At 56.6% G+C, this 21,698-nt stretch carries 15 protein-coding genes and 1 pseudogene; 5 read left to right on the top strand and 11 right to left on the bottom strand.

The features are described from left to right. The first annotated feature begins 509 nt into the window (after positions 1-509). Together ALO80_RS20040 and ALO80_RS32095 are read left to right on the top strand one after the other, a co-directional pair. The gene (locus tag ALO80_RS20040) at positions 510-2,009 is read left to right on the top strand and encodes a metallophosphoesterase (RefSeq protein WP_235812501.1); all 1,500 of its coding nucleotides are present in this window, start codon (positions 510-512) and stop codon (positions 2,007-2,009) included. A gap of 24 nt (positions 2,010-2,033) precedes the next feature. Beyond that, positions 2,034-2,138: pseudogene (locus ALO80_RS32095) on the top strand (hypothetical protein); the annotation flags it as partial. A 73-nt stretch (positions 2,139-2,211) separates the two neighbouring features. On the opposite strand, the gene ccoP reads toward ALO80_RS32095, so the two are convergent. Genes ccoP through ccoN form a run of 4 tightly spaced genes read right to left on the bottom strand, consistent with a single transcriptional unit; the run spans position 2,212 to position 5,433 of the window. Further along, the gene (ccoP, locus tag ALO80_RS20035; RefSeq protein WP_055010265.1) at positions 2,212-3,189 is read right to left on the bottom strand and encodes a cytochrome-c oxidase, cbb3-type subunit III; all 978 of its coding nucleotides are present in this window, start codon (positions 3,187-3,189) and stop codon (positions 2,212-2,214) included. Then, positions 3,186-3,377, bottom strand: coding sequence for a CcoQ/FixQ family Cbb3-type cytochrome c oxidase assembly chaperone (locus tag ALO80_RS20030; protein WP_055010277.1), 192 nt, complete (start codon positions 3,375-3,377; stop codon positions 3,186-3,188). Before ALO80_RS20030 ends, ccoP begins: the two co-directional genes overlap by 4 nt. A 5-nt stretch (positions 3,378-3,382) precedes the next feature. Beyond that, positions 3,383-3,991 carry a cytochrome-c oxidase, cbb3-type subunit II gene (ccoO, locus tag ALO80_RS20025; RefSeq protein ID WP_024667473.1) on the bottom strand — a complete coding sequence of 203 codons (609 nt, stop codon included), beginning with the start codon at positions 3,989-3,991 and terminating at the stop codon, positions 3,383-3,385. Then, positions 3,991-5,433 (bottom strand): cytochrome-c oxidase, cbb3-type subunit I, encoded by a 1,443-nt coding sequence (gene ccoN / locus ALO80_RS20020; protein WP_055010264.1) that lies wholly within the window; start codon positions 5,431-5,433, stop codon positions 3,991-3,993. Before ccoN ends, ccoO begins: the two co-directional genes overlap by 1 nt. A 647-nt stretch (positions 5,434-6,080) precedes the next feature. On the opposite strand from ccoN, the gene ALO80_RS20015 reads away from it, so the two are divergent. Further along, a complete protein-coding gene (locus ALO80_RS20015; RefSeq protein ID WP_054985621.1) occupies positions 6,081-6,770 on the top strand; it encodes an alpha/beta family hydrolase in 690 nt (229 codons plus the stop codon). A gap of 1 nt (position 6,771) precedes the next feature. Here ALO80_RS20015 and ALO80_RS20010 read toward each other — a convergent pair whose 3' ends face one another. From ALO80_RS20010 to ALO80_RS20000, 3 genes are all read right to left on the bottom strand, one after another. Then, positions 6,772-7,230: a hypothetical protein gene (locus tag ALO80_RS20010; RefSeq protein ID WP_054985622.1), complete on the bottom strand. Its 459-nt coding sequence runs from the start codon at positions 7,228-7,230 to the stop codon at positions 6,772-6,774. 92 nt (positions 7,231-7,322) lie between these two features. Continuing rightward, the gene (locus ALO80_RS20005; protein WP_055010263.1) at positions 7,323-8,918 is read right to left on the bottom strand and encodes a hypothetical protein; all 1,596 of its coding nucleotides are present in this window, start codon (positions 8,916-8,918) and stop codon (positions 7,323-7,325) included. A gap of 52 nt (positions 8,919-8,970) precedes the next feature. Then, entirely contained in the window at positions 8,971-10,851 is a 1,881-nt protein-coding gene (locus ALO80_RS20000; RefSeq protein ID WP_055010262.1) for a hypothetical protein, read from the bottom strand. Positions 10,852-11,594: 743 nt separating this feature from the next. On the opposite strand from ALO80_RS20000, the gene ALO80_RS19995 reads away from it, so the two are divergent. Next, entirely contained in the window at positions 11,595-13,490 is a 1,896-nt protein-coding gene (locus ALO80_RS19995) for an autotransporter outer membrane beta-barrel domain-containing protein (RefSeq protein ID WP_408003286.1), read from the top strand. A 64-nt stretch (positions 13,491-13,554) separates the two neighbouring features. Here the strand turns inward: ALO80_RS19995 and ALO80_RS19990 are convergent, their stop codons facing one another. The 4 genes from ALO80_RS19990 to acnA form a co-directional block, all read right to left on the bottom strand. Then, positions 13,555-14,079 carry a hypothetical protein gene (locus ALO80_RS19990; protein WP_055006959.1) on the bottom strand — a complete coding sequence of 175 codons (525 nt, stop codon included), beginning with the start codon at positions 14,077-14,079 and terminating at the stop codon, positions 13,555-13,557. Between the two features lie 911 nt (positions 14,080-14,990). Further along, the gene (locus tag ALO80_RS19985; protein WP_055010261.1) at positions 14,991-16,556 is read right to left on the bottom strand and encodes a methyl-accepting chemotaxis protein; all 1,566 of its coding nucleotides are present in this window, start codon (positions 16,554-16,556) and stop codon (positions 14,991-14,993) included. A 96-nt stretch (positions 16,557-16,652) separates the two neighbouring features. Then, on the bottom strand, positions 16,653-17,444 hold the full coding sequence (locus ALO80_RS19980; RefSeq protein ID WP_055010260.1) for a CPBP family intramembrane glutamic endopeptidase: 792 nt from the start codon (positions 17,442-17,444) through the stop codon (positions 16,653-16,655). Positions 17,445-17,584: 140 nt separating this feature from the next. After that, entirely contained in the window at positions 17,585-20,329 is a 2,745-nt protein-coding gene (gene acnA / locus ALO80_RS19975) for an aconitate hydratase AcnA (RefSeq protein WP_054985628.1), read from the bottom strand. Between the two features lie 192 nt (positions 20,330-20,521). Here acnA and rlmM point away from each other — a divergent pair, with 192 nt between their 5' ends. Continuing rightward, complete coding sequence (rlmM, locus tag ALO80_RS19970) at positions 20,522-21,595, top strand: 23S rRNA (cytidine(2498)-2'-O)-methyltransferase RlmM (protein ID WP_054985629.1); 1,074 nt, start codon at positions 20,522-20,524, stop codon at positions 21,593-21,595. The last annotated feature ends 103 nt before the right edge of the window (positions 21,596-21,698 follow it).

The raw sequence follows: 21,698 nt of genomic DNA, 5'->3' as shown, positions 1-21,698 counted from the left end.
CTCCGGAATGGGCAGACACATCGTCGTCATAATGAATAATTCTAGGCTTGTAGAGATGTAACTACAATATGTGCAGTGACGCAAATTACTACCGCCTCCTGCTTGCCCGGTATCCCGGTGATAAAAATCCACCTGACTCTGATGGTTTCTGACGCAGCAGAGGGGTTGGTTTTGCTGACTACCGCGTCTGCAGCGCTTATCCGGATGCGCGTCAGTGCGCGTCGCCAGCTTCCTTTGGCCTTTCAGGTTGCAGGAGGTGCGAAATTTATTACCCGAAGCCGGTCGCGTAGGCGTGGAGTAATTAGCAGTGCCTATGACTGGCCTACTTATTAAACGTCGTGCCGCCTGTCACGCAAAGAACTGCCGTCGGTATCTAATAGCCGACCTATCAGGTCTGATAGTAGAGTTTCAGCAGGTATTGGTAATAATGAGTGCAGCCGAAATGCTCTGACTAACGTTCTCTGAGCGCGTTTTGGTTCTGGGATCTTAGTCTTCGTGAGGATTTTGACATGTCTAACCACAGGATTTTTCTTTGTGCGTTGTTCAGCACATTGTTGTTGATGTCCGGGTGCGCTAATGATGTGGAAAATGAAAACGCTGTAGCGAGCGCTGGCGGGGTCGAGCCTAAGGGCATAATAAGGCATATTATATTTGCTTCTGACCCCCAATACCCTTGGTCAAAGGATGAAAAAAACGCAGAGGACAGTCTCGGCGCTTTGCTGCACCCGCAATCGCAGGACGTTCCACTGCAGCCCCGCTCCTCGGTTAACGCGGCCAGTAATGAAGACCTTGTTAGAAACCAATATAATGCGATACAAAAATGGCGTGCAGGTGCTATGGGAGGGGTCGCCAACAATCCAGTCATCATCAATGGTGATATGACGGCTTTTGGTCACGGTTGGCAAAGGGAGTTTCTTTATGGAGCACTGAGTTCGGCATTGTCGACCAATTGGTATTTCGGGTTGGGTAATCACGATTATAGTAACAATGTGGGTGAATGCCAAAACGACGGCTGCGCCAGAGACAGTATGAACGACCTCATAGGTCGTATGGGCGGTAATAATATGGATTACAGTTTAGATTATGGCGGAGGTTTGCCTGCGACAAAGAAGTATTCAGGAAGCTTTGCGTACTATAAAGATTTTGGCAGGGTGCGGTATATTCAGTTGAATCTTGACCCTTCTTATGTTCAGTGGTTTTATTCCGCGGGCGTGCCGCTGCACAGTTCAAAGTATGAGTTCGATATCCAGTCACCTGTCGAAAATGGTTGGCTGGAGAATGTGCTGAAGAATGCAGTACAGCAGAAGAAATTTGTCATTATCGGCATGCATGATCCGGCTGGGTGGACGTATTCGCCTAACCCGCGCACGCAGTACATACTCGATCAGTTCCGCAAGTTACTAAAGGTCTACGATGTGTCAGCTATTTTTGCTGGTCACTTTCATGCTCAGGCTGGAGCCTACCCCAGCCCTTATGAGGGGGTGCCTGTTTTTCTAAGCGGTTCGGCCACTGAAGAGACGTTCCTTATTGTTGATATTGATGAGAATGGCAAGTTTTTTCAGACCTGGCTTGTCAAGAACAACAATCCTCAAACCGCTCAGTATCTGGGTGCATTGCCTCTCAAACTTTCCACTGTTGTTCCTTCCGTCGATGAATATGACAATTCCGGACATTGGGGGACCTGGGGGGGCACGGAATTTTGTAACCCGTCAACTTACATAAGAGGTTTTAAGGTCAGGGCGGAAAAATGGATTAATGGAGACAATACAGCGGTCAACGCAATCAATATGAATTGCAGCACGGGTAAGGCGTTAAAGAGTAAGGAGGGGCTTTGGGGGGACTGGTATGAGACTGTCAATTGTCCTTCATTCAAGCCAGTGGTCGGGTTTCAATTGAAAATGGAGGGCGGTCATGGGGACGGAGACGACACGGCGGTGGCCTCTGCCAGGCTCGTCTGTGAAGGTGGGCAGTACATAGCTGCACCCTACGACACAGGTTATGGTACGTAGCGAAAAACCTTCGTTTGTCCCGCAGGGATGGTTGCTATTGGCTTTGAAACTCGCGTTGAAGACAATCAGGGCAAAGGCGACGATACGGCTTTAAACGGCATGCGGATGAGGTGCGGTCCCAAACCTTAAGGTAAAGGCAGTGGCAGTCGTGGCGGTTCTTGCCACTGTTACAACACAAGGTACGCGAGCCGGCCGAGTCAGATCACTTGGGCTCTGCCGGTTTCTCCTGTCGGGACAGACTGTAGACATACGCTGCCAGAATGTGAACCCGGTCATTGCCCTGCAACGCTTGCTGAGCGGGCATCTGGCCCTGACGGCCCTCGCGAATGGTCTGTTGCAGTTGGGCGAAGCTAGAGCCGTAGATAAACGCATTCGGGTGGGTCAGGTCCGGCGCGCCGAGGAGTGGCATACCTTTTCCCTCTGGCCCATGACAGGCGACGCACAGACTGGCGAAGGTCTTCTGTCCTGCCATCGGGTCAGCCTGGGCATCCTGCGGTAGCTGGCGCGCGTCCAGCTGTGTCAGTACGTAAGCCGCCACATCGCGAACGCCCTGCTCGCCAAGCACGCCGCCCAGCGCCGGCATCACGCCCATGCGCCCGGCCATGATCGACGTCTTGATTGCCTGAGCATCGCCGCCCCAGCGCCAATCCGCGTCGGTCAGGTTGGGAAAACCGTAGGCACCTTTGGCGTCGGAGCCGTGGCAGACCGAGCAGTTGGACGCGAACAGGCGCGCGCCGATTTTCAGTGCCTGCGGGTCTTTGGCCACTTCCTCGACGGGCATGGCGGCGTACCGGGCAAACAGCGGTCCGTAACGGGCTTCGGCGTTTGCGACTTCCCGCTCCCACTCGTGAACACTGCTCCAGCCCTGCTGACCATCCGAGAATTGCGTCTGGCTGCCCTTGTCCCGGTATTCATAACCCGGCAGCAAGCCCTGCCAATTGCCCAGGCCCGGATACAGCAGCAGGTAAGCCAGCGCGAAAATAATGGTGGCTATGAACAGCAGGAACCACCACCTGGGCAGCGGATTGTCGTACTCCTCGATGCCGTCGAACGAGTGGTCGACTTTTTCGTCGGTCGGCTCCCCGCGCTGGCCCTTGCGGGTGGACAGCAGCAGCCAGAGCATGGCGATGATTGTGCCCAGCGTCAGGAGGGTAACGTACAGGCTCCAGAACGTACTCATGATCGATTTTCTCGCTCGGCCTTGGCCTGCTCGACCGTGCCGATGGCCTCGGGGTCATCTGCGAACGGCAGCAGGGTCGCGTCGTCAAAGTAGGCCTTGCGTGCAGGGCTGAACACCCACAGCATCAGGCCGATGAACGCGACCATGACGACCAGTGTGCCGAGACCCCGAATCATTCCGATGTCCATGCTGATCACCGCTTGCTCTTGATAAGGGTGCCGAGGCCTTGCAGGTAGGCCACCAGCGCGTCCATTTCGGTTTTGCCCTGCACGGCCGCCGCTGCGCCGGCAATATCGGCGTCGCTGTACGGCGTGCCAAGGGTGCGCAGCACTTGCAGCTTTTTCGCTGTCTGCGTGCTGTCGATGTGTTTGCCGGCCAGAAACGGATAGGCCGGCATGATCGAGGCAGGGACCAGGTCGCGCGGGTTGTTCAGGTGCACACGGTGCCACTCATCCGAGTAGCGACCGCCGATCCGCGCAAGGTCCGGCCCGGTGCGTTTCGAGCCCCACAGAAACGGGTGATCCCAGACACTTTCGCCTGCGACCGAGTAATGCCCGTAGCGCTCGGTTTCGGCGCGTAACGGGCGGATCATCTGCGAGTGGCAACCCACGCAACCGTTGGCAATGAACACATCGCGGCCTTCGACTTCCAGCGCGCTGCGCGGCTTCATGCCCTCGATTGGTTGATTGGTCACATCCTGAAAGAACAGCGGGACGATCTGAGTCAGCCCGCCGATGCTCACGGCAATCACCATGAAAAAGGCCAGCAGACCGATATTCTTTTCCAGCACATCGTGTTTCATCAATGCGCTCCCGCGACGGCGATGCGCGCAGCGGCTTGCGCTGCTTGCGGGTCCGAGGAGCGCACGGTGCGCCACACGTTGTAGGCCATCAGCAGCATGCCGCTGGTGAAGATGACACCGCCGATCACCCGCACGATGTAGCCCATATGGCTGGCCTGCATGGTCTCGATGAAAGAGTAAGTGAGCGTGCCGTCGTCATTTACCGCGCGCCACATCAGGCCCTGAGTGATGCCGTTGACCCACATTGAGGTGATGTACAGCACGGTGCCGACGGTCGCGAGCCAGAAATGCGAGTTGATCAGGCCGACGCTGTGCATCTGTGGGCGAGCGTAAAGTTTGGGGATCATGTGGTAGACCGAGCCGATGGTGATCATCGCCACCCAGCCCAGTGCCCCGGCGTGCACATGGCCAATGGTCCAGTCCGTGTAATGCGACAGCGAGTTGACGGTCTTGATCGCCATCATCGGTCCTTCGAACGTCGACATGCCATAGAACGCCAGTGCCACCACAAGAAAGCGCAGAATCGAATCGGTTCGCAATTTATGCCACGCGCCCGACAGCGTCATCATGCCGTTGATCATGCCGCCCCAGCTGGGCACCAGCAGAATGATCGACATTACCATGCCCAGCGACTGCGCCCAGTCTGGCAGTGCGGTGTAGTGCAGGTGGTGCGGGCCGGCCCAGATGTACAGGGTGATCAACGCCCAGAAATGCACGATGGACAGGCGATAGGAATACACCGGGCGTTCAGCCTGCTTGGGCACGAAGTAATACATCATTCCTAGGAAACCGGTGGTCAGGAAAAACCCTACCGCGTTATGCCCGTACCACCACTGGATCATGGCGTCGGTTGCACCGGCGTAGGCTGAATAGGATTTGAACAGGCTGACCGGCAACGAGATATGGTTGACGATGTGCAGCATCCCGGTCACGACGATGAACGCACCGTAAAACCAGTTGGCCACGTAGATATGCCGGGTACGGCGTTTGACAATGGTGCCGAAAAATACCGCTGCGTAGGCGGCCCAGACGATTGCCAGCAGAATCGCCACCGGCCATTCAAGTTCGGCATATTCCTTGGTGGTGGTGTAGCCCATCGGCAACGTCACGATGGCACCGACAATCACGGCTTGCCAGCCCCAGAACGTAAAGGCTGCCAGACCATCCGAAATGAGCCGTGTCTGGCACGTGCGCTGCACCACGTAATAAGAGGTGGCGAACAGCGCGCAGCCACCGAAGGCGAAAATCACCAGATTGGTATGCAGTGGTCGCAGACGTCCGAAGGTGGTCCATTCAAGCTCCAGGTTCAGCCCCGGCCAGACCAATTGTGAAGCGATGAAAACTCCCAGGCTCATGCCGATCACACCCCAGACCACGGTCATGATGGCAAACTGGCGCACCACTGTGTAGTTGTAGGCCGTCGGGCTGGTTGTTGTGCTCATTACAGACTTCCACGATTCAGAGGGTTACCGCAGACGTAATCGGGCTCAGGCGATGCATCGCTGAAAATGGCATCGAAGCACACCGAAAAGACAGGGGCAGGAACAGACAGGCATGTAGACGAGCGTCAAAAGGTTGCAACAGACGCCTGTCGGCGAGTTTAGCTTTGAAAGAAGGGTGTGGGAAGCCGTAGCAACGAGCTGCTGATCGGCAGGTATTCCGCACCCCGTTGCAGGGTGCGGAGTTCACTCATCGCCGCTGGACTGGAACACAGCGGTGGCGACCTTCGCGTACGGACGAGTTGATCAGGACTCGCGCAAAGACTGTCACGTATGTTGTCGGCAGTAACACTTGTCATTGCCCAGCAAATTGGCCTGAGCAGGCATATGACTCTGGCGACCGACCCAGCGGTTTGTTGCCATTGTGCGAGGCCAGTGCCGTCAATGAAACCGCCCGGCGGTGTCAGGTTTGGGGCGCTCATCGCCTCGGTACGTTTACGTTGCGCACTTTCACAGATTACCTGGACACACCTGAATGGTTGCTGTCCGTTGAAGAGAGCTCGCCGATGTCGGCATCCGCTCTGCGTGTACGATTCGGGCACGATTCGCGGTTATAGTGGCGGGCCGAGACGCACCTGAACGAGGCAGACATGAGCAAAGGCCTACAGCCCGGTATCGGCAACGATCAATGGCTGCAACTGATCGGTGAAAGAGGCTGGTTATGGACGCCCGCCCGTCCCGCAAGCGGGCTGGATGTGCCCACACTGTTGCTGGCGCACGGTGCGGGCGCACCGATGGACAGCGATTTCATGAACCGCATGGCCACTGATCTGGCGGCGCAGGGCATCAGCGTTCTGCGTTTCGAGTTTCCTTATATGGCTCAGCGGCGCCAGGGCGGCAGCAAGCGCCCACCCAATCCACAGGCTCAATTACTGGCATGCTGGAGAGACGTCTTCGCCTGTGTACGTCATCACCTTGCCGGGCCTCTGGCGGTCGGCGGCAAATCAATGGGTGGGCGGATGGCCAGCCTGATTGCTGATGAGCTCGAGGTGAGTGCGCTGGTGTGTCTGGGGTATCCGTTTTACGCCGTGGGCAAACCTGAAAAGCCGCGGGTGGCTCATCTGGCGGATCTGAAGACCGCCACTCTGATCGTTCAGGGCGAACGCGATGCGCTGGGTGACCGCGAGGCGGTGGAGGGGTATACGTTGTCCACTGCCATCCGCCTGCACTGGGTGCCGACTGCCAACCACGACCTCAAACCACTGAAGATCGCGGGCGTCAGCCATGAGCAATGTCTGGCTGACTCCGCGAGGGAGATTGCCGGGTTCCTGCGCGTATGAGTCACCGGCAGTAAACGTCGAAAGCACCGTCAGTCACCTCAAGGTTTATCGATGACATGCTGAAGCCGAACACGCCTCTGATCCGCAGGGTGCAGGGATTGGCTTCGAGCAGGGTCAGTGTACCGCCTTGAAAATGCGCCGAGTGATAGAGGGTGTTTTTCCTGTGCAGCGTTTCGTTGTAGATCACGTTGATCTGCGGATGGTCGATCAGATCGTGCTCGCCGGACTCAAGGTCGCCGTCCAGAAACAATCCGATGGTGGTTCGGCTGTTGCCCACCTTGCCGTCGACAATCACCTTCCATACCCATCGGGCAGTTGCGTTTCCGGGTTCCGGTCGTAGCGTCAGTCTGCCGGTCAGCGACAAGGTTTTGAAAGACTGCCTGTTGATGCTGGCTGCAAACCTGCTTGCGCATGCTGCCGGGCGAGCGCAGCGTCTGGCTGAAGAGGTCGTATGGTGCATGGTCTGACTCAGGAAAGCGCTTGATGAAGCAACAGGGCGTTACGTCTTTGAGCAACGCCCTGCCGGATAATCACTGAATGTTCAGCAGTCGATCATTTGATACCAACGCCCAGGCTTGAGTTGTGACTCTTCAATTTGAAATTTCCGCCTGAAACCATATTTTTCACGTAGTACCAGTTCCATCCGCCAATGCCGGCGCTTGAGACGGTGGACGACCAGTAGTTGCCATTGCCCATCGGCCAGCGGTTGCCGTACAGGGTGTAGATCTCCACCAGTTCGTGGATGGTCGGAATCCTCGTGCCATTGTTGCCCGCTGCCTTGCTGACCTGAGAAAAGCTGCCGCTGCCCAGTCCGATGCAGTGGATGACGCCGGTAACGGTGACCGTGTAACGTTTGCTCGCACCCAGTGAATCGGTAGCAGTAATGATGGCCGTGCCTTTGCCTCGAACCGAGGTCAGGCCATGACCGTCTACCTTGGCTACCGCCGGGTTACTCGAGGTGTACTGATAAGGCGCATGCCCGCCACTGGCCCGGCGTTGAACGGTCGTGTCGGCCGGGAAATTCGGCAGCAGATCCGGCGAGCCCGGAAGTAGATAAAGCTTGCCCGCCAGCGTCACCGGCGAAGTATCCAGCACCAGCTCGGGCCGCCGGTCAAGAATCTTCAAGGCCAATATGCCGGATGCCTGGACCAGACCGTTGACGCGATCGACGACATAAGAGATGTCGACCTTGTGCCCGGCGTTCGCCGTGACCAGAGCGGCGGCAAACAGTATCTCCAGCGTCTTGCCGGATTGCGCGGCTGTCACGGTTCTTTTCTGGGTGTCACTGCCTTTGGGCCCTCGCCACTGCACCGTCACCTGGTCGCCGACTTTCAACTGGGCGGTGGCCTCGATTACCACGGTTGCACCTGCTCGGGCGTTGTCCGGGTCCAGGGTGGTGGTGTGGCCAGCTTCTTTTACAGTGGGTAAGGGGAGGGGCACCGCACGCATGAGCTGAAGCTTCACCTCCACAGGCTCCGAGGGCATGGACACATTCCCCGCGAGGTCCGCAACGGTATAAGAAACCGGCACCTCAATGTCGCCGATCCGTTCCAGAAACGGTCTGTCGAAGTCGACCATGGTTCGTTTAAGGCCCATATCGTCTTTGCTGACCACCGCCATCGGGCCTGGTATTTTGTTCCAGTAGGTACGGATGACGTCTCCCTCCTCCATCCCGTTGTAACCGGCAACCGTACCCGTCAGCACATCACCCATGCTTTCCAGTTCTTCGGCTGTAAGGCCGTTCAGGGTTTGCTTGGGGAAAATGAGGGGGGCGAGGACTGGCGCTCCAGGAGCGGTAATGTCCACGGATATGAGGGTACTCTCAGAAAACTCAGTCACCATGTTTCCAGGGTTTTCAATAGCGTAAGCGACTGAATGGCTACCTTCCCTTAATAGTTGTTGCGGGATTTCCAGGCGTAGGGGATCCCCAGGCGTGTGGCTCACCAGTGTGACTTTCTTTGGCTCAACAAGTGTTCCGTCAAAGTAAAGTTGATAGGTATAACCAGGGCGCGCGCCTGGCCATACGCTAAGCGTTACCTGGACAGGCTGATTCAAACAGGTCACGGGCAGCAGTCCATTAAACAGTGCTGCTGGTACACGAGGGGCGTCCAGTGGTTGTGTGTTTATATGAGCGTTCGAGCGAGGCATTTTTGTGTTCTCTTTATAAGGGGAAACGCGGGCCACAGAGACCCGCATCGAATCAGCGCGATAAGCAGGTCACGTCGGAAGGCTTGAGCATTAAAACCGGCACACGAGTAGTTGTAGAACTCGCCGGGCTCTGGTTACTGCCCTCAATGGGGCTGACGGTAAAGCGGGCTTCTGCGAAGCCTGTACAGATCACCCGGGTGTTGAAGTAAGGCACTGTGAATACATGACCGTCCAGCACATCAACTTCGTCGACGGTCCTTGTGGCACTATAAGTGGCCGCTTCAATAGGGTTATTCGACGGGTCAAAACCGGTGAAGGTAAATGTTATTTTCTGGCCCACGACCATGTTCAGGTAGGGCAGGATTTTTACGTCTGCGCCATCGGGGTTTTCATTCGGACCTAAAACACCATTTGGCGTCAGGTTGAATGTGGGTCCCTCCAGTCCGTCCTGACCGCCAGGCTGGTCCTCTTTGGATCTTGCTGTGACAGGCTGAATCGGGCTTTTGACCGGATTGGGGTTGCCTGTTCGCGAGACGGTAAAGTAGACGGGGATGGCCGCACCGGTCCCTTGAAGCTGTATAAGTTCATTATCAATCGGAATGACCAGATCTTGCTGATTGGCCACGTCCGCCGAGTTGATCTGATGCCACTGCACCTTTACCTGATCCCCCCAGTAAAGATTCAAATCATCATTTACCCGAAAGCCAGGGTTCCAGTTCACCACGCCTCGGCCATTCAGTTCGTAATCATCCTCATCAATAAAGTTATCTTCAGTGTTTGGGTTCTGTACGCTTGTTCCCTGAACCGTCAGACGGTTGAGCGGTTCCTCGACAGGCAGTGATGTAAATACGTCGATGTCAGTCGTTAGCGATGTACCTACAGGCTCTCCGTTACGGAAGACTTCATAGTGGATTGATACACGGCCTTGGGGAAGCTTGTTGATCGCCTCAAAGGGCACTCTCAACGTCAGGACGACGGTCTCATCTTCCTCGCCAGGGGGCAGTACGACAGGCGCCAGAGGGTTATTGTTGCCCCAGAACAGCTGGAGGTTATCAAGTGCCGTTGCGCCCTGGTAATGCGGAATGTCGACTAATACCCCCGGCCGCGCCTCACTATAATCCACCACGTCGCCCACCGCCGGGTCGACGATAGGCGCCGGGTAGTCAGAGGGCAGCTCCTGGAGCCTCAATTTCACAGCAACGGTATTCGAGAGAATCGAGGTGTTGCCTGCACGATCAACTACCTTGTAGCAGACCTGTTTTTCGTCCGGCCCCAGGGACTCCAGGAATTCGCGTGTAAAGGTGACTACCACCTTGTCCAGTCCCATGTCATTTTCGTTGACGACGGCGTTTGGTCCCAGGATATCGCCCCACCGTGTCTGAATAAGGTCGTGTTTTGCCATGCCGGTGTAGCCAGCAATCTGGACGACCAGCTGTCCACCTAACTGTTCGAGCTCGGCGGCAGTCAGACCGTTTTGAATCTCGGCTGGAAACTGTATTGCTGCAAGCTCAGGCGCACCCGGTGGTGTTTTGTCGATCCGAATCCGGAACGGATCCGATCGTTCCTCTACTTGGTTTATCGGATTTTTAATCGCATAGGCAATGTCATGGAATCCTTCAGATAACAGGTTCGTTGGCACTTCAAGACTCAAGGGATCTCCCGGAGTGTGTGAGGGGAGGATCAGCTTCTCCGGACCCACCTTTTCAGCGTCAAAGACCAGTCGATACGTATAGTCAGGAAGCGCGGCTTGCCATACTTTCAGGCTGACTGGCAAAGGCTCGCTTAATGCGTTGACAGGAATCAGGCCTGGCGTGTCCTCGTCATGAAACGCGACAGCCACATCAGGCGCATCCAGTGGGGCTTTCGAGCCTGTGTATCGATTCTTCGGGATGATAACGGGTTTCAGCAGGTTGTTTTCCTGAAGGCTTTTCATGGGTAAATCCTTTTGTAGTGAAGAAATTTTGTAGGGGCTTTCCTACTTGTCTTTTTAAAGCGGGGTGCTGTTAGTTTGGTTGCTAACGGTGGGCTTCGCTTTCTCAGTCACGTTTTTAAGTAATAGCGTTTTCTGTGTGCTGTCAATAGTGTGATAAGTGGTTTTTTTATCTGGGCAGATAATGTTTCTTGTTAGATGGTTTTAGGTTTATGTCTGTAGGAATTGTTTTATAGCTATTTGGGAAGGCTCCTACAGTTCTAGTATTGGAGAGGTTGGGTTTTTATGACTTGGATACGATAAGTTCTCGGGCTCAATAGTCGAGGAGATGGACGGTGTCTTATAGAGAAAGTAACGCAAGAAAACTTAGCGGCTGTGTTTTGCAGCTTTCTGTTCTGGCTGCTGGAGTTCTGGCCACTGCGCAGGTTCTGGCAGATGCTCAAAGTCGGGTCAATGCCGGGTATGAGGGGGAAGAAAAAGTATCGGTCATCCTGCCTAATGGGGACGTGCTCAAGGCTGTACCGGTAAACGGCGATGCAGTGACGGTGGGGCCTGATACGCCTTTCGATTCTTACATCGTGAGCAACGACGGCATTCTTAATATTAATGGCGGAAGGACCAGCACGGTCTACGCGACTCAGTCCACCGTTACTATCGAATCCGGAACGGTGGAGAATGGTCTGCACCTTAGCAACAGTGTGTCGACTCTTCATAACGCCGTGGTAAAGAATGACTCAGGTTTCGGTATCTCTCTGGGTGGAGTCAAAGGCTCCGATAACCCGGGCTCTGAAGCCTCTGTTTTTTCGAGCAGTGTGTCGGGATTGGAAGTAGGTATTGCGGTAGGGCTGTGGGGCGAGCTGTACCTTGCTAACACGGAGCTGCATGGGTTCGCATCGCAACGTGGAAGAGGTCAGGGGATTCTTTCTTCGGGGGGAGACGTTTTTATTACCCAGCGTAGTCATGTTGTGGGTGACCTGAATGGCCTCAACATTACTGACGGATCGGATGGCGGAGGCTCGGACGAAAGTCTGAAGGGAAACGAATCTTACACGCTTATCGATGACTCTATTGTCGAGGGATTGAGTGGTGCGGCTATCAAAGTCAATCATCGTGTATGGTTCGACATGGAGGCAGATATCGATGTGCAAAACCATTCCGAGCTGTGGTCCGGAAATGGCAATCTGCTTGAGGTCGAAGATCACAGTACTGCCAACTTCAACGTCGACAACAGCACCCTCAATGGCAACCTCGTCGCCGATGACACCAGCACCCTGAACATCACGCTGCAAAACGGCGCGCAATTGAATGGCGACATCGTCAATGGCAATTCGCTGGCGATTGCCTCTGGCAGTCAATGGCAGATGCAGGGTGATAATGCCGTCAGGTCGCTCGCCCTGCAGGGTGGCAGTGTGGCGTTTGCTGGCGAAGGGTTTCATACACTTTCTCTGAACGAGTTGTCAGGGTCTGGCACGTTCGGTTTGCGCATGGACCTGGACAACGGCGTCGGAGACCTCATCGACGTTAACGGCAAGGCCAGCGGGCAATTCGGTCTGCAGGTGCGTAACACGGGGGTTGAGGTTGTATCGGCTGATATGCAGCCGCTCAAGGTGGTGCATACCGAAGGTGGCGACGCGCAGTTCAGCCTGCTGGGCGGGCGGGTCGACCTGGGCGCCTATTCGTATCTGCTGGAGCAGCAGGGCAATGACTGGTTCATCGTCGGCAAAGACAAGGTCATAAGCCCCTCGACCCAGAGCGCTCTTGCTCTTTACAGCGCGGCACCTGCTATCTGGATGAGTGAGCTTTCGACCCTGCGCTCGCGCATGGGCGAGGTACGCGCAAGCGGCAAGGCGGGCGGCTGGATGCGCGCCTATGGCAACAGGGTCAATGCCACGACCAGTGAGGGTGTCGACTATCGGCAGAAGCAAAGTGGTCTGTCGCTGGGTGTCGATGCGCCAGTCGAGGTCAGCAATGGCCAGTTGGTGGTGGGTGTGCTGGGGGGGTACAGCACGTCCGATATCGATCTGAGCCTTGGTACTACGGGTAAAGTCGACAGCTACTATGCAGGCGGTTATGCCACCTGGCTGTCGGATGATGGCTATTACGTTGACGGCGTGCTCAAACTCAACCGTTTTCGCAATAAGGCAGATGTAGCCATGAGCGATGCAAGCAAGGCCAAAGGTGACTACACCAACAATGGAGTAGGGGGCTGGGTAGAGTTCGGCCGCCACATCAAACTGGCGGACGATTACTTTCTCGAACCGTTCGCTCAGTTATCCAGCGTTGTCGTGCAGGGACAGGAGTTGCGTCTGGACAACGGCATGAACGCGAAGAATGAACGAACCCGGTCGGTCCTGGGCAAGGTCGGTACCTCGCTGGGGCGTACGGTTGCACTCAAGGACGGAGGGGCGCTGCAACCTTATGTACGTGTCGCTGTTGCGCAGGAGTTTTCGCGCCGTAACGAAGTGAAGGCCAACGATGTGAAATTCGACAACAGCCTGTTCGGTTCGCGTGGCGAGCTGGGGGCCGGGGTATCGGTGTCGCTGTCCGAGCGCTTGAAACTGCACGCAGACGTCGACTACATGAAAGGTCGGCATATCGAACAACCCTGGGGAGCGAATGTGGGGCTACGCCTGGCATTCTGATCTCCAGGGCCGATGCCTGAGCAACATCAGAGCCCCCGGTGAGCGATCACCGGGGGCTTTTCAGTTACTGATCGGTAAACCTGCGTTTGCGCTGCTTCTGTCGGGACGAGATGGGCGCTGAGTAGTTGACGTTCACCCGTAACACTGGCGATGTACCGATCAGCCGTTGATCACGATAAAGCTCGTAATACAGATCAACCAGACCGTACTGAATATAGGGCGTGAAGTTGTAGGAAATGCACAGCACTCGTACCACGCTGTTTTCGCCTACCCGATGGAAAAGCGTTGTCGATGACAGGTTTTTTCCCCAATAAAAATGGATTTCGTCACCCCAGCACATTTTGACTGAGCCGGGGATATGGATGGTAATGCCCGCATGTGCCTGTTCGTGACTGATGGAATCAGGGTCGATGTTAGGCAGCACAGGTGCTTTCAGCGTGTTGGAAATGTCGGATGGAAGGTGGAGGGGGCTCGCGTGTCGGTAGAGGCTCTCGTGGGGTGGGGCTTCTTGAACAGTGCTCGCGCTGTCGGGATTGTTTTTTTCTTTTTGGGTGCGCGCCGCTACATCCGTGGATTGTTCTTTATCCATCGTAAACTCTTTTATTGACGTTAAGTTGAGTTGTTATATGTGTGCCGGCCGTTGTCGGCAGCGGAAATATTACAAGGCACATAAGTGTTCAGGTCAAGGGGGCTGCGCACTCCAAAGACGTGTCCAGGTTGTGTAAGACTATGCGGTTACATTTGGTATCATGTGTGTAATAAATGAGTGGTTATTAGTGTTGAGGATCCTGTAAATAAAGGGGGTGATCGACGGCGGGTGTTTTTTTTGAGACATTTTTCGAATCGAAAACCTGTAGGACATTAACTACAGATAAATCTTACAAGAGGTAAAAAAGTGTGTTTTGGCTAAATTCCCACTTATGCGTAGGATTATTCACTCAACTTTATCATTAGGGTCTCGCACATGTTAGCGTGCGAAACCGTCAAGGTTGTGGGCAGAAATGTAGGTTGCCGTGCTTTGTCTGCAATGGAAGCACCGCAGAGTACAGGAGCCGCGATGTATTGCTTGTGCATTCAGTGAACTCACAATTGATCGTGGTCTGATCGCTGTCCAGGCTCCAGCAGCAAGGCTACGTCGAAAAAAATCTGCAGGGGGCAGGTTTGTCAGCGGCTAACCTCATCCATGTGACGGAGATTCTGGTTAGACACCACAGGGCATGCCACTGAACATGTTCACTTGGATCGCACACAGAGACCGTAAAGGGTAATAAGTAATTAACGTATTAACTTGTTTTTAACTGATAAGTGCGTGCATTGCCCGCCTCCAGCGGGTAATAGTACTTTGCTGCTGTGGCCGGTATAAACGAAAAGTTTTGCCAGGTCTTCAGGGGGTATTCCCTATCGACTTGATGAAAGACAACTGACGGTGCATTTGTAACAGCCCGGAAAAAAGCCCCGACCAACCGAAGTTTGTCGAGGCTTGGCAAACAGCTTCAAACCTCAGCGATTAAACCGTTCCACCAGCGAATACTGCGAGTTGGCCGTATCGGTCAGTTCGCCACTCAACACGGCCGAGCGTTGGGCTTCGTCCGATGTCTGGTCAGCCAGGCTGGCGATGGTGGCAATGTTGCGGTTGATCTCCTCGGCCACGGCGCTTTGCTCTTCAGTGGCGGTGGCGATCTGGGTGGTCATGTCGGTGATGTTGGCGACCGCCTCGCTGATGCCCACCAGCGCCTGATCCGCCTCCAGTACCCTGGCTACGCCTTCCTCTGCCTGACGGCGACCTGCGTCCATGGTCTGTACTGCATCGTTGGCGGTCTGCTGCAGCTTGGCAATCAGCCCATGAATCTGCCCTGTGGACTCTGCGGTTCGCTGCGCCAACTGGCGCACTTCATCCGCCACGACCGCAAAGCCGCGGCCCATCTCGCCGGCGCGCGCCGCTTCGATTGCGGCGTTGAGCGCCAGCAGATTGGTCTGATCGGCGATGCCTTTGATCACATCGACGACACCGCCTATTTCATCACTGTCCTTGGCCAGCCGTGTCACGGTCAGGCCCGTTTCGCCTACCGAGGTGGACAGACGCTGAATGGCTTCGCGGGTCTCACCGGCGATGTCGCGGCCGCGACGAGTCAATTCGTTGGCCTGCTGGGTGGCGTCGGCTGCACGATTAACGTGGCTGGCGACTTCCTGAGTTGTCGCGGCCATCTGATTGATAGCGGCAGCAACCTGCTCGGTTTCCACGCGCTGGCGCTCCAGTCCGGTCGAACTGGCATTGGCCAGCGAATTGGATTGACGCGCCTGGCTGGTCAAGTGTTCGGCAGTGTCCTGCAAACGCGTCAGGCAGGTTTTCAGACGCGCCTCCTGGCTGAGGATCGACATTTCCAGACGCGCCTGCGGGCCTCGGCTGTCGGTATACATCTGTGCGATCAACGGGTCAGAGGTGGTCTGTTCGGCCAGGCGCAACAGACGTTTGGTGCCACGCTGTTGCCAGGACAGCCCAAGCAGCCCCAGCGGCACAGACAACGCCGCCGCCAAGGCAAAGCCCCATTGCGAGTTGAGCCACACGCCGATCAGGAAGCTCAATTGACTGACCAGAATGAACGGCAGCCAGTCTTGAAGTATCGGCAGCCACTTGTCGCGGTTCGGTATGGCGCTCTTGCCCTTGTTGATTCGGACGTAAAGCGCCTCGGCGCGGCGGATCTGTTCGGCGGTCGGTTTGATGCGCACCGACTCGAAGCCCACCACTTTGCGGTTTTCCAGCATCGGCGTCACATAGGCGTTGACCCAGTAATGATCGCCGTTCTTGCAGCGATTCTTGACGATGCCCATCCACGGCTGCCCGGCTTTGAGCGTGGTCCACATGTGCTCGAAAACCGCAGGCGGCACATCCGGATGGCGCACGGTGTTGTGCGCGGCACCGAGTAATTCCGCCTCGCTGTAACCACTGATGTCGACGAAGGCATCGTTGCAGTAGGTGATCGTGCCTCGGGTGTCGGTGGTGGAAATCAGTCGCTGTTCGGCAGGAAAAGTCCGCTCATGTTGAGTGATGGGCTGGTTGTTGCGCATGGGGTTTCGATCCTTCGATCCGGAAGACTATGGCGTGTTATCGGCTGGCGTGTCGATAAATTGAGCGGTGCGTCACAAATGACCATAGAGTCAGCTTCAGTGCGCCAGCATCGGGTAGGTGAACAGGCCGAAATGCACCAGATTCAAACCAAAGTGGCTGATGACCGCAGCCTGCAGGCCGCCAAAACGAAACGCGATGCCATAACCTGCGCCTGCAACGCCCGCCAGCAGCATCCATTCAACGCCGGCCCCCGCGTGAGCCAGCCCGAACAGGCTCGCAGCGAGGGTGATCGACAGCGCAGTCGCAAACCTTGAGCCGTTGAAAAAGCGCTGCAGGCCACCTTGCAGGTACGCGCGGAAAAACAGCTCTTCGGTCAGGGTCACCAGCAACAGATTGTTGAGCAGCCATATCAGGCCCTGAGCAGGCCATTTGGGTGTCCAGCCAACAACGTTGAGGACGACGGCTGCCGTCATGCAGAACGCTGACGTCACGATCAGTGCCAGCACGCCCGTTTGCAGCGAATGGGCGACGTCGACTTTTGGCACAATCCACGGGCAAGCGAGTATCAGCCAGAGGCCGATCAGCGGTTTGTCCAGATTCAGGTCCATGGAATAGACCGCCGCGTCGGCGGTGAATCGGGTCGCTTCGATAACGTTGGCGTTATTGAAACCGGGTGCCAGATGCAGTGCCAGTGCCAGGCCGGTCATGATGAACAGCCCGTGGCCGCACACACGGATGGCAGGATGAGGCGAACGAGTGACGCATAACCAGGCAACGAGCAACAGGCCGAAACTCGCAGCCGAGGAGGGCGCAAGACTGCCATGGGACAACGCCAGCGCGTAGCCGGTGCTCAGAAGACAGAGAACCAGCCAGTGCCTTGTGGTCATGAAATGTTTCCTGCTTTTGGACGCGGAGGATTCTATCCGACGTTCAGGGAAGCAGGTTTGAGCTTATACAAATCTTCATGCGCGAGCCTGCCCCCTTCCGCAGGGAACAGGCTCCATTCCCGGGTATCAGGCATTGCCTGTCAGGACGCGATCAGCTGTCGCAACACGTAATGCAGAATGCCCCCTGATTTGAAGTATTCCACTTCATTGAGCGTATCAATGCGGCACAGCACATCGACCGTCTCCTTGCTGCCGTCCTCGCGGTCGATATGCAGGGTCAGGCTCATGCCGGGTTGCACATCGGCGTGGGTCAGCCCGGTGATTTTCAGGGTTTCCTTGCCGGTCAGGCCGAGGGTCTTGCGGGTCTGGCCGTTCTTGAACTGCAGTGGCAGTACGCCCATACCGACCAGATTCGAGCGATGTATCCGTTCGAAGCTTTCGGCGATGACCGCCTTGACGCCCAGCAGGTTGGTGCCTTTGGCCGCCCAGTCGCGGCTTGAGCCGGTGCCGTATTCCAGACCGGCAATGATCACCAGCGGGGTGCCTTCCTTCTGATAGCGCATGGCAGCATCGTAAATCGCCAGCTTCTCGCCGGACGGCACATGCACTGTATTGCCGCCTTCCTCGCCACCGAGCATTTCATTGCGGATGCGGATGTTGGCAAAGGTCCCGCGCATCATCACTTCATGGTTGCCGCGGCGTGAGCCGTAGGAGTTGAAGTCCTGATACTTGACGCCTTTCTCCTGAAGGTAGCGCCCTGCTGGGCTGTCGACCTTGATATTACCGGCGGGCGAGATGTGGTCGGTGGTCACCGAGTCGCCCAGTAAGGCGAGGATGCTCGCGTTTTCGATGTTTTCGATAACCGGCAGTGGACCGCCGATGTCTTCGAAGAATGGCGGGTGCTGAATATACGTGGAGTCATCCTGCCAGACATAAGTGGCCGCCTGCGGCACTTCGATGGCCTGCCATTGTTCGTCACCGGCGAAGACTTCGGCGTATTCCTTGTGGAACATGCCGGTGTTGACGCTGGCCACCGCGTCGGCGATTTCCTGCTGGCTCGGCCAGATATCGCGCAGGTAAACCGGTTTGCCATCCGACCCTTCGCCCAGCGGTTCGCTGCTGATGTCGATGCGCACCGAGCCTGCCAGTGCGTAGGCGACCACCAGTGGCGGTGAGGCCAGCCAGTTGGTCTTGACCAGCGGATGGACGCGGCCCTCGAAGTTGCGGTTGCCCGACAGCACGGAGGCGACTGTCAGGTCGGACTGCTGAATGGCTTTTTCGATAGGCTCCAGCAGCGGGCCGGAGTTACCGATGCAGGTGGTGCAACCATAGCCCACCAGATCGAAGCCCAGCGCGTCGAGGTATTGAGTCAGGCCTGCTGCATTGTAGTAATCAGTCACGACTTTCGAGCCGGGTGCCAGCGAGCTTTTCACCCAGGGCTTGCGCTGCAGGCCTTTTTCGACAGCTTTTTTCGCCACCAGCCCGGCGGCCATCATCACGCTGGGGTTGGAAGTGTTGGTGCAGGAGGTGATTGCCGCGATGACCACGGCACCGTCTTTCAGGTGATGGGTCTGGCCGTTATGTTCATACTGGGTTTCGCCGCTGACCTGAGCTTCGTTGCCCACCGCGACACCGCCGCCGCCTTCGCTTTCAAGGCGACCTTCATCGACCTTGGCGGGCTTGACCTGCAGACCGAGGAAATCGCTGAATGCCTTGGATACATTCGGCAACGCGACACGATCCTGAGGGCGTTTGGGGCCTGCAAGGCTGGCTTCCACCGTGCTCATGTCCAGCTCCAGACTGTCGGTGAACACCGGCTCCTGACCTGCCAGACGCCACAAGCCCTGAGCCTTGCAGTAAGCCTCGACCAGTTTGACGGTTGCGTCGGGGCGTCCGGACAAACGCAGGTAGTCAAGTGTCACATCATCGACCGGGAAGAAACCACAGGTCGCGCCATACTCCGGTGCCATGTTGGCAATGGTCGCGCGGTCTGCCAGCGGCAGATCAGCCAGCCCGTCACCGTAGAACTCGACAAACTTGCCCACCACGCCTTTCTTGCGCAGCATCTGGGTTACGGTCAGTACCAGATCGGTGGCGGTGATGCCTTCTTTCAATTTGCCGGTCAGTCTGAAACCGATGACTTCCGGGATCAGCATCGACACCGGCTGGCCGAGCATCGCCGCCTCTGCTTCGATCCCGCCCACGCCCCAGCCCAGCACGCCCAGGCCATTGATCATTGTGGTGTGCGAGTCGGTGCCGACCAGCGTGTCGGGGAACGCGTAGGTGCGGCCGTCTTCTTCCTTGGTCCATACGGTACGACCCAGGTATTCAAGGTTTACCTGGTGGCAAATGCCGGTGCCGGGCGGTACTACGCTGAAGTTATCGAAGGCACTCTGGCCCCAGCGCAGGAACGCGTAGCGTTCACCGTTACGCTGCATCTCGATATCGACGTTCTCGCCGAATGCCTCGGGGTTGCCGAACTTGTCGACCATCACCGAGTGGTCGATCACCAGGTCTACCGGGGACAGCGGGTTGATACGCTGTGGGTCACCGCCAGCCTTGGCCACGGCAGCACGCATGGCGGCCAGGTCGACTACCGCCGGTACACCGGTGAAATCCTGCATCAGCACGCGGGCAGGGCGGTATTGAATTTCCCGGTCCGAACGGCGCTCGGTCAGCCAGTCGGCGATGGCTTTGAGGTCATTGCCGGTTACCGTCTTGTTGTCTTCCCAGCGCAGAAGGTTTTCCAGCAGCACCTTGAGTGACATGGGCAACCTGTCCAGATCGCCCAACGATCGGGCCGCCTCCGGCAAGCTGAAGTAGTGGTAGGTCTTGTTATCGATTTCGAGCGTTGCAAGGCTTTTCAGGCTATCGAGGGAGGGCATGAATGTCTCCTTTCAGGAATGTTCTCCGAACATCGTTTAATGCGCTCCATGTGCATCAGGTCGGGAGCGCCGCATCAGGCTTCAGGTTCTGTGGACTGTTCGGCTGCACCAGTGGTTCCTGGATTGGGCTATCATGCGCGGCTTTCAAGTCTGCGGGGTTACGCCCGAGTGCCCATTGCCCAGGAGTAGCCCATGAATACACTGTTTATGCATTGCAGACCCGGTTTTGAAGGCGAAGTCTGTTCGGAAATATCCGATCACGCCGCGCGCCTGGACGTTGCCGGGTATGCCAAGGCACGTCCTGACACGGCCTGCGCCGAATTCATCTGCACCGAGGCGGATGGAGCCGAGCGGCTGATGAGCGGCCAGCGCTTCGATCAGTTGATCTTTCCCCGGCAATGGGCTCGTGGCCTGTTCCTCGATTTGCCGGAGACCGATCGCGTCAGTGTGATTCTTGCGCAGCTTTCAGCGTTCCCGACCTGCGGCAGCCTGTGGCTGGAGGTGGTGGATACCAATGATGGCAAGGAACTGTCGAATTTCTGCAAGAAGTTCGAGGCACCTTTGCGCAAGGCTCTGACTCAGGCTGGCAAGCTGGTGGATGATCCGCGCAAGCCGCGTCTGCTGCTGACGTTCAAGAGTGGTCGTGAAGTGTTTCTAGGTGTGGCCGAGGCCGATAACTCCGCAATGTGGCCGATGGGCATCCCGCGCCTCAAATTCCCCCGCGAGGCACCCAGCCGTTCTACCCTGAAGCTCGAAGAGGCGTGGCACCATTTCATTCCCAGAGACCAGTGGGACGAGCGTCTTTCCGGTGATATGACCGGCGTGGACCTCGGAGCTGCACCGGGTGGCTGGACGTATCAACTGGTGCGCCGGGGCATGCTGGTGACTGCCATCGATAACGGACCGATGGCAGAAAGCCTGATGGACACAGGCTTGGTGCAGCATCTGATGGCTGACGGTTTCACCTACAAGCCTCGCCACCCTGTGGACTGGATGGTCTGTGACATCGTCGAAAAGCCTGCCCGCAATGCGGCGCTGCTGGAAACCTGGCTGGGTGAAGGCCTGTGCCGCGAAGCAGTGGTCAACCTCAAACTGCCAATGAAACAGCGCTACGCGGAAGTGCGCCGACTGCTCGACCGCATCGAAGAAGGCTTTCAGGCGAGAGGGGTACGGGTGGCCATCGGCTGCAAACAGCTCTACCACGACCGCGAGGAAGTCACCTGCCACCTGCGCAGGCTCGACGTCGCCAAAACGGCGAGAAAGTGATTTCTTACTTTAAAAAGCGCTTTTGACTACCTTGCCGAGCGTCGGCACGATCGTCAAGGTCATGCCTTGCACACAGCCGCTGCCAACGCAGTGCTTTTCAACC

It is taken from the genome of Pseudomonas caricapapayae (assembly GCF_001400735.1).
Taxonomy (GTDB): Bacteria; Pseudomonadota; Gammaproteobacteria; order Pseudomonadales; family Pseudomonadaceae; genus Aquipseudomonas; species Aquipseudomonas caricapapayae.
This window is presented reverse-complemented; position numbering and strand designations above follow the sequence as displayed.

Bases quoted from the DNA above. Each gene is read 5' to 3' on its own strand.
- ALO80_RS20040 (WP_235812501.1), top strand. From the start codon at position 510: ATGTCTAACCACAGGATTTTTCTTTGTGCGTTGTTCAGCACATTGTTG.
- ccoP (WP_055010265.1), bottom strand. From the start codon at position 3,189: ATGAGTACGTTCTGGAGCCTGTACGTTACCCTCCTGACGCTGGGCACA.
- ALO80_RS20030 (WP_055010277.1), bottom strand. From the start codon at position 3,377: ATGGACATCGGAATGATTCGGGGTCTCGGCACACTGGTCGTCATGGTC.
- ccoO (WP_024667473.1), bottom strand. From the start codon at position 3,991: ATGAAACACGATGTGCTGGAAAAGAATATCGGTCTGCTGGCCTTTTTC.
- ccoN (WP_055010264.1), bottom strand. From the start codon at position 5,433: ATGAGCACAACAACCAGCCCGACGGCCTACAACTACACAGTGGTGCGC.
- ALO80_RS20015 (WP_054985621.1), top strand. From the start codon at position 6,081: ATGAGCAAAGGCCTACAGCCCGGTATCGGCAACGATCAATGGCTGCAA.
- ALO80_RS20010 (WP_054985622.1), bottom strand. From the start codon at position 7,230: ATGCACCATACGACCTCTTCAGCCAGACGCTGCGCTCGCCCGGCAGCA.
- ALO80_RS20005 (WP_055010263.1), bottom strand. From the start codon at position 8,918: ATGCCTCGCTCGAACGCTCATATAAACACACAACCACTGGACGCCCCT.
- ALO80_RS20000 (WP_055010262.1), bottom strand. From the start codon at position 10,851: ATGAAAAGCCTTCAGGAAAACAACCTGCTGAAACCCGTTATCATCCCG.
- ALO80_RS19990 (WP_055006959.1), bottom strand. From the start codon at position 14,079: ATGGATAAAGAACAATCCACGGATGTAGCGGCGCGCACCCAAAAAGAA.
- ALO80_RS19985 (WP_055010261.1), bottom strand. From the start codon at position 16,556: ATGCGCAACAACCAGCCCATCACTCAACATGAGCGGACTTTTCCTGCC.
- ALO80_RS19980 (WP_055010260.1), bottom strand. From the start codon at position 17,444: ATGACCACAAGGCACTGGCTGGTTCTCTGTCTTCTGAGCACCGGCTAC.
- acnA (WP_054985628.1), bottom strand. From the start codon at position 20,329: ATGCCCTCCCTCGATAGCCTGAAAAGCCTTGCAACGCTCGAAATCGAT.
- rlmM (WP_054985629.1), top strand. From the start codon at position 20,522: ATGAATACACTGTTTATGCATTGCAGACCCGGTTTTGAAGGCGAAGTC.